Source organism: Psychrobacillus vulpis, from assembly GCF_006861825.1.
Lineage (GTDB): Bacteria > Bacillota > Bacilli > Bacillales_A > Planococcaceae > Psychrobacillus > Psychrobacillus vulpis.
The window spans coordinates 1-6614 of sequence record NZ_VDGI01000042.1; the positions used below are offsets into that span (position 1 = coordinate 1).

The window sequence follows — 6614 nt, forward strand, 5'->3', positions numbered from 1 at the left end:
ATTAGGCTACATTTTGTGAATGGTGACTTGGAGGAGCCGTGTGCGTAAATAGCGCAAGCACGGTTCTGTGAGGGGGGAGTAACACAATCTACCGCAAGGTAGAGAGGTTCTCTTCTACTCGACTAGTGAAAGATCATTGAGTTGCTTAGGCGGCTCTTTTTTCTTATTAAATTAAAGCAGCGGTTAGTTGAAGAACGTAACATTTGAGCTATTATGTCTAATAAGGAGTGTGGCATATGAACCATCTATTAAAACTGTGGTTATCGTTATTAATTCTTTTTGTCATTAGTGGATGTGGACCGACTTCAGAAATTAAAGAAAGTGGAAAAGATTCTTTGAAAGAAACTGCTGAAGATCCCATAATCTCAGATCCTCTTCCACTGTCGTGGATAAATTATGGTGGTGAGAAATATGTTTTTAACAGAATTATCCCAAAAGATGAAGTGGATATGAGTCAAATTGTCTCAACAAACGCATTAACAGCATTAGGAGATGGTGCTGAATCTGGAAATGAGATTTTTCTTTATAAGAAAGACGGTAGTTTATTCATAATAGATAACACAGGTCCTACTGAACAATGGGCGAATTTCACTAAAAATAATTAAAATTAATTTTGGACTAATATTGTTTTTGAACTTAAAATGGTTTGAGTTAAGCAGATCAAGTAGCTACTTTTCTTGTTGAACTAACGGATGCTTTAGGTAAAGATCAATGAGCCTACAGTGACAGCTCTTTTTTCTTATTCAACTAAAGCAGCAGGTTAGTTCAATAAGAAATATTTTAAAAGGTAATTTATTTCCTTTGTAATATTCATGTAATAATTGTAACAATTAGAAAGGAAATTAAAATTTTCTTTCCTTTTAAAGCGATTAAATAGACCTTTTTAGCTGTCATTGTTGTTATGAGTATATTACCATTAAGAGATATTATTTATGTAAACTAAGAGGGATTAAATTACGTTAATTGGCATAAAACGATAGGTTTCAGTGAGATTTTACACTTAAAAGTAATTTGTTTTTAATGTGCTCTTAACAATAATTTTTGCAAAATTTAGTACAATTAAAAAGTACACATTAAATAGCAAAGAAGGGGTATTATTGAAAGAAACAATTTATGACAATGAAGATTTATTAGAAATGTTAGATTCATTATTAAGAGAGCCGACGGGGTTTTGGGATAAATTTTATTCAGACCGCGAAAAAGATGTTCCGTTTTTTGTTAATTCTCCTGACGAAAATTTAGTTAGTTACTTTGAAAAAAAAATATTTAAGCCCGGAAAAGTCCTTGAATTTGGTTGTGGTCCCGGACGGAACGCAATTTATTTTGCTGAAAAAGGTTGTACAATTGATGCTGTTGATTTGTCACAAGAGTCGCTTGAATGGGCAGGAGAACGAGCAATTGAAAAGAATTTAAATGTAAACTTTATTAAAGAAAATATATTTGAATTAGATATTGAAGAAGGTACGTATGATATTGTTTACGATTCAGGTTGTTTTCACCATATTGCTCCACACCGAAGAATGAGTTACATGACTTTAGTAAATAAAGCTTTAAAACCAAATGGTTTTTTTGCCATTACTTGTTTTGTTCAAGGTGGGGAGTTAGGCGGAACAGAAATAACTGATTGGGAAGTATATAGATTGCGGAGCCTAAAAGGAGGTTTAGGTTTTACTGAGGAAAAACTAAGGTCTATCTTTAAGGATTTTAAGGAAATCGAAATTAGAAAAATGAAAGAAATAATACAACCAAATGATGTTTTTGGTGTATCTAGTTTATTGACCGCTTTATTTCGAAAGTTTTAAATTATTTTTCATGTTCATCAATGGTGTGGCTTTAGTTAAAGATCAAGGGTGCTTAGGCAACTCTTTTTTATTATTGAACTAACGGCGCAGTTTAGTTGAAGAAGAAGGTTACTTTAAACAGATATACCAAAGTGGAATTTTAAATTCCATCACTATATTGAATGAATATCTGAAATCAAATGTGCAGTGATGGTATTAAGTAAGCCACCTCATTTCAATTTAAATGAAGTGGCTACTAATCTATAGAATCATTATGATTGAACTATACGGTCATTAACAAATGCCTGTATGAAAAATAATTCATTATCATTAGGGTCCCTTTTATTTTCTACCTTAAAACACTCAATAGCATTTTCTAGTGAGGTAGATTTTACAACTCGACTTGCTGTTGTTAACTCTTCCCAATAGATATTCATTTTATTAGAATCACAGATTGATTCATGCCCAATTAGGAACATTTCAGCATCATATTTTTGAATGTCTTTCATCATAGGCAATAATAATGATTGCTTAAAATGATATAGAGAATTTGTGGTTCTACCATTTGTAGAATCACCTAAAAAAACAACCTTTTCATCAGGAATATAAATAATTGTAGAGTCGTCTGTATGAGTACTTTTGATTCTTTCAATTATGCAAACTTTATTACCTAAATCAATGGTTAATGTATTTTCAAAAATTACATTTGGAGAGTTCAATTTAAAACTCCCTCGGTTTGGTATATCTGCTTGTATAATCTCCATACACTTAGCACTCATCTGATTAGTGTTCACATACTTTTGAAGGGAATTATCATCAAACCTATAACTTTGCCATTCTTTTAATAGTTCGTTTGTTTGACTATTAACAATAACAGTTGCATCAAATTCATTCATACCAAGGAAGTGATCCCAATTCGCATGTGTAATGACCAAATATTTGATAGGTGGTACATTTAGTTTCTCGATTTCTAGTAAAAATTCTTTAGCATGTTGAGTTGAATTGCCAGAATCTATAATTAGACTATTTTGGTCACCACACACCAATCCTAATGTTGGTCGCACTCTATCATCTTGATGTGATAAATAATAAATAGTATCACTTAATTTATTTAACATGTTATTTCTCCTATACTGTAGATATTCATTCTATAAAAGAGAAAATCTACATGTTTATTCTAAAAATTATAAAATAATTTGAGATTTTCTCATTTTATTTTTTTACCTTGGACTTGTATCTCCATTTTTACTAAGGAAAAGTATACCATATTACAAATTAAATAAACTATTTTTTGGGGAAATTCGAAATAGTCTTTGCCATGTTTTAAAGAAAATGTGCAGTAATTAGGAGGAAAAGATATTGTATACAGTCAATAGAAAAAATGGAGATAACCAAAATCTGACTACCTTAGAACAGCATTTTAATTATAATTTAAATGAAGAGAGTGCCATACAGTGGTACTTGCTTTTGGATTCTATATCAAAATAAAACCTTCCTTGTTCAACTAACGCAGCAGTTTAGTTGAACAAGGAAGTTTGTTAAAATTGAGATATATGTATGGGAGGATTAAATGTCCATGTCGATACATCTGGTTTACAGGAAAAGGGGAAACAAATACATGTCGATTTACCATAAAGTAATTGGAGAAGGATATCCCATTGTTAAGTTGCATGGTTGGACACTTGACCATCAAGTGATGTTACATGCAATGGAACCGTTATTCGAGAAACGAAGCGGTTGGAAGAGAATATACATAGACTTACCAGGTATGGGTCATTCCGAGTCACAACCGTCTATTCAGAACTCTGATGATATTTTAGAAGCGATATTACGTCTTTTGGACGAGATTATCCCTGGTCAAAACTTTATTATTTGTGGTAATTCATATGGCGGGTACATTGCCAGAGGTATAGTCCGTTCACGGCAAGACACAGTTCGTGGATTACTGCTGATGGCACCAATGACTATACCTGAATTCGATGAAAGGGAAGTACCACAGCAGACCGTTTTATTAAGAGACAGCAACTTGATATCACATTTGTCTCCAAAGGAAGCTGATGAATTTTGCTCCATGGGGGTAGTGCAAGGTCAAACTGAATGGGAGAGGTTTCGAAATGAAATTTTACTTCCTTCTAAACAAACAAATAATGTATTCTTAAACCACATTCGTCAAAATGGATATGGCTTTACCTTCGATATTTCATCTAAAGTTGAGTATCCCACGCTAATTATCACAGGGCGTCAGGACAATGTAGTCGGATACCACGATGCGTGGCGACTAATTGAAGATTACCCAAGGGCAACTTTTGCAGTGCTTGATATGGCTGGTCACAACCTACAAATCGAACAAACCGATGTATTTAACGCATTAGTTCATAACTGGTTAAACAGACTTGAATCAGTAAATTTTTGACTGGTGTAACTTTTCATAAATTTAAGTTTCCTATTTCACTAAAGGGTGCTTTAGTTGAAGAATGAACACTAAAATAATCAAGCTTTTTGATGAGACTGAATACTAAATCACAACGAAAGAATCCATTTTGAACAATCTTTTTCAAAATGGATTCTTTTATTTTATGGCGATATAAGGGTTAAAGAGCAACTAATAAAATTGGTTATTTTCAATAGATGACTTTAATTCTCTTCTATTAAATATACTCTCCAAACAAATCCGGTTTCCAACTATGAATAGCATGGTTTTCTTTTGCGAATACTTTCTCTAAAAAGATTTCCGTTGTTTCTAACCGTTCATGTCCCAGCGATTTCATAATGGAATAATTAAAGATTATAAAACCAATTCCTATTGAACTAAATCGTGTTTTAGTTGAAGATAATTGAGCTGCTTAGGTGGCTCTTTTTTCTTCTTGAACTAAAGCAGCAGTTTGGTAAAAGAACCAAATTCTAACTCTTTAATAATTGTTAGGTAAGGGGCTTTTTAAAAAATGTTTTTGGACTTCAAGAGCTAAACTTTGAACTTTAGAAATTTCTTATAACATCAGTAACCTACTTTAATGTAAAGTTACCAATTTTAATATCATTAGACACATAGGCAATCAAATATTTTGTGACGTTCTAGCCACATTTGTCCATACCAAACTTATCCATAATGTATATCCTATTAATGTATTAACTAAGAAAGGAGTGAAATAGAATGCCATGTACTCTAACAGATTTAACTCAACCAGTTTGTTTAACCATTATCTACAATTTAAGTTCTCGCTTACTTGTAGATTCTTTCATTGATTGTGGAGAATGTGAACTAGCAACTGAATTAGACCCTGTTAATAAAAATCTAACCATTAGAGTCCCAATTGTTCTTGAAGGTGAAGTTACATTTGCTGACAACTTACAATCAGGTTGCGTTACAACGGGTGTTCATCTAGGTTAAACTTAGATAAAAGCTGTTTATTTATAAGGGAAAGTAGGGTTCTGACTTCTACTTTTCCTTACTTTTTTCTTTAGTGTTTTATTGTTGTTTGATTAGAAGTTAATTGAAAAATCTACTTATACAGTTAAATATAATACTAAAATTGAAAGGGGTTACTGTAACTGAAATTTCTTTGAGCTGCTAGACGGCTCTTTTTTCTTGTTCAACTAACGGGGCAGTTTAGTTCAAGAAGGTTTAATCTTCTTTTTGTTGAATCTAATTAAAGAACTAGAAAGAAAGGAGAACAAAAAGTTGGATAATAGATATCAAAAATTAATTTCATGGGTTGAAGATATAAAGGATCGAAATCACTGCTCTGCATCAGCATTGATTATACTTAAGGATGATGAAATAGTATTAGAGCATTACAGTGGAAGCCACTCTAATACAGAAGGTTCATTGCCTGTTACTCAATTCTCACAGTTTAATGTTGCATCAGCGAGAAAAAGTTATTTAGGGCTAGCTGTTGCATATGCAATCCATGAAGGTAAAATTAAAAGTCTTGATGATTATGCAGTAAATTACTTTGAAGAATTCGATAAAGAATTACTAGGTAGAACGACCATTAGAAATTTAATTACTCATTCACATGGTTTAAATGAGGATGAGAATGGAACGGTTTATAGAGAGTTCAACCCAGGTAAAGAGTGGGCGTACAGAGGGATAAATGTGTTAATGATGACCCAACTAATTAAACGATTATACAACCAAAGTATTCCTGAATTGTTACATGAAAGAATCTTTTTACCTTTAGGTTATAAGGAAACAGCTTGGCAAACAAAAGAAAATGAAAAATTAGTTAAAGTAATTGTTAATCCTAAAGAAGAGGCAACATCTAAACTGGGCAATTCAAATGATGGAACTGAGTCTAACCTTTATGTCTCTGCTAGAGAATTTGCATATTGGGGAAATCTTCATTTAAGAAAAGGAAATATAAATGGAAAACAAATTGTTCCAAAAGAAGTAATTGAAGTTGCAACACAAGTTCAAAGCCCTAAATATAAAAATGAAGAATACCCATTGAATGGTGCGTTTTGGTATGTTCAAGGAACTCCATCATTAAGAAGTGAGATTGGGGACCGAGTGCCAAAAGGTGCTTTTCAAATAATAGGAGTAACAGGTCCAACTTTATTAGTAATACCTGAATATAATGTTGTTGTTGCAAAGATGTATAACAAAAGATATAACTATGAAGGAATTGAAGGGGAAAATTACCTTTATTATTTAAAAGAATTTAGTAACTTAGTAGCTGATACATTCTCTAAATAATTTCTTATTGAACTAACGGGTGCTTGTGCGGCCGAGCCTAGGTCGTATCATATAGCGGGTGGGATTCCCGTCGAGAAAGAACTAGCCATTCACTCGTAGCGAGTCTTGGAGGGCTAATGGTAACATTAGCCTTTAAG

At 32.6% G+C, this 6614-nt stretch carries 6 protein-coding genes; 5 read left to right on the forward strand and 1 reads right to left on the reverse strand.

Annotated elements, in window-relative coordinates:
- The first annotated feature begins 236 nt into the window (after window positions 1-236).
- Entirely contained in the window at window positions 237-605 is a 369-nt protein-coding gene (locus FG384_RS19155) for a hypothetical protein (protein ID WP_142644286.1), read from the forward strand.
- 492 nt (window positions 606-1097) lie between these two features.
- On the forward strand, window positions 1098-1802 hold the full coding sequence (locus tag FG384_RS19160; protein WP_142644287.1) for a class I SAM-dependent methyltransferase: 705 nt from the start codon (window positions 1098-1100) through the stop codon (window positions 1800-1802).
- Window positions 1803-2053: 251 nt separating this feature from the next.
- On the opposite strand, the gene FG384_RS19165 is transcribed toward FG384_RS19160, so the two are convergent.
- The gene (locus FG384_RS19165) at window positions 2054-2899 is read right to left on the reverse strand and encodes an MBL fold metallo-hydrolase (protein ID WP_142644288.1); all 846 of its coding nucleotides are present in this window, start codon (window positions 2897-2899) and stop codon (window positions 2054-2056) included.
- A 500-nt stretch (window positions 2900-3399) separates the two neighbouring features.
- On the opposite strand from FG384_RS19165, the gene FG384_RS19170 reads away from it, so the two are divergent.
- The 3 genes from FG384_RS19170 (at window position 3400) to FG384_RS19180 (ending at window position 6477) form a co-directional block, all read left to right on the forward strand.
- Window positions 3400-4194 carry an alpha/beta fold hydrolase gene (locus FG384_RS19170; protein ID WP_142644289.1) on the forward strand — a complete coding sequence of 265 codons (795 nt, stop codon included), beginning with the start codon at window positions 3400-3402 and terminating at the stop codon, window positions 4192-4194.
- 738 nt (window positions 4195-4932) lie between these two features.
- A complete protein-coding gene (locus tag FG384_RS19175) occupies window positions 4933-5169 on the forward strand; it encodes a hypothetical protein (RefSeq protein ID WP_142644290.1) in 237 nt (78 codons plus the stop codon).
- Window positions 5170-5460: 291 nt separating this feature from the next.
- A complete protein-coding gene (locus FG384_RS19180; RefSeq protein ID WP_142644291.1) occupies window positions 5461-6477 on the forward strand; it encodes a serine hydrolase domain-containing protein in 1017 nt (338 codons plus the stop codon).
- Window positions 6478-6614: the final 137 nt, after the last annotated feature.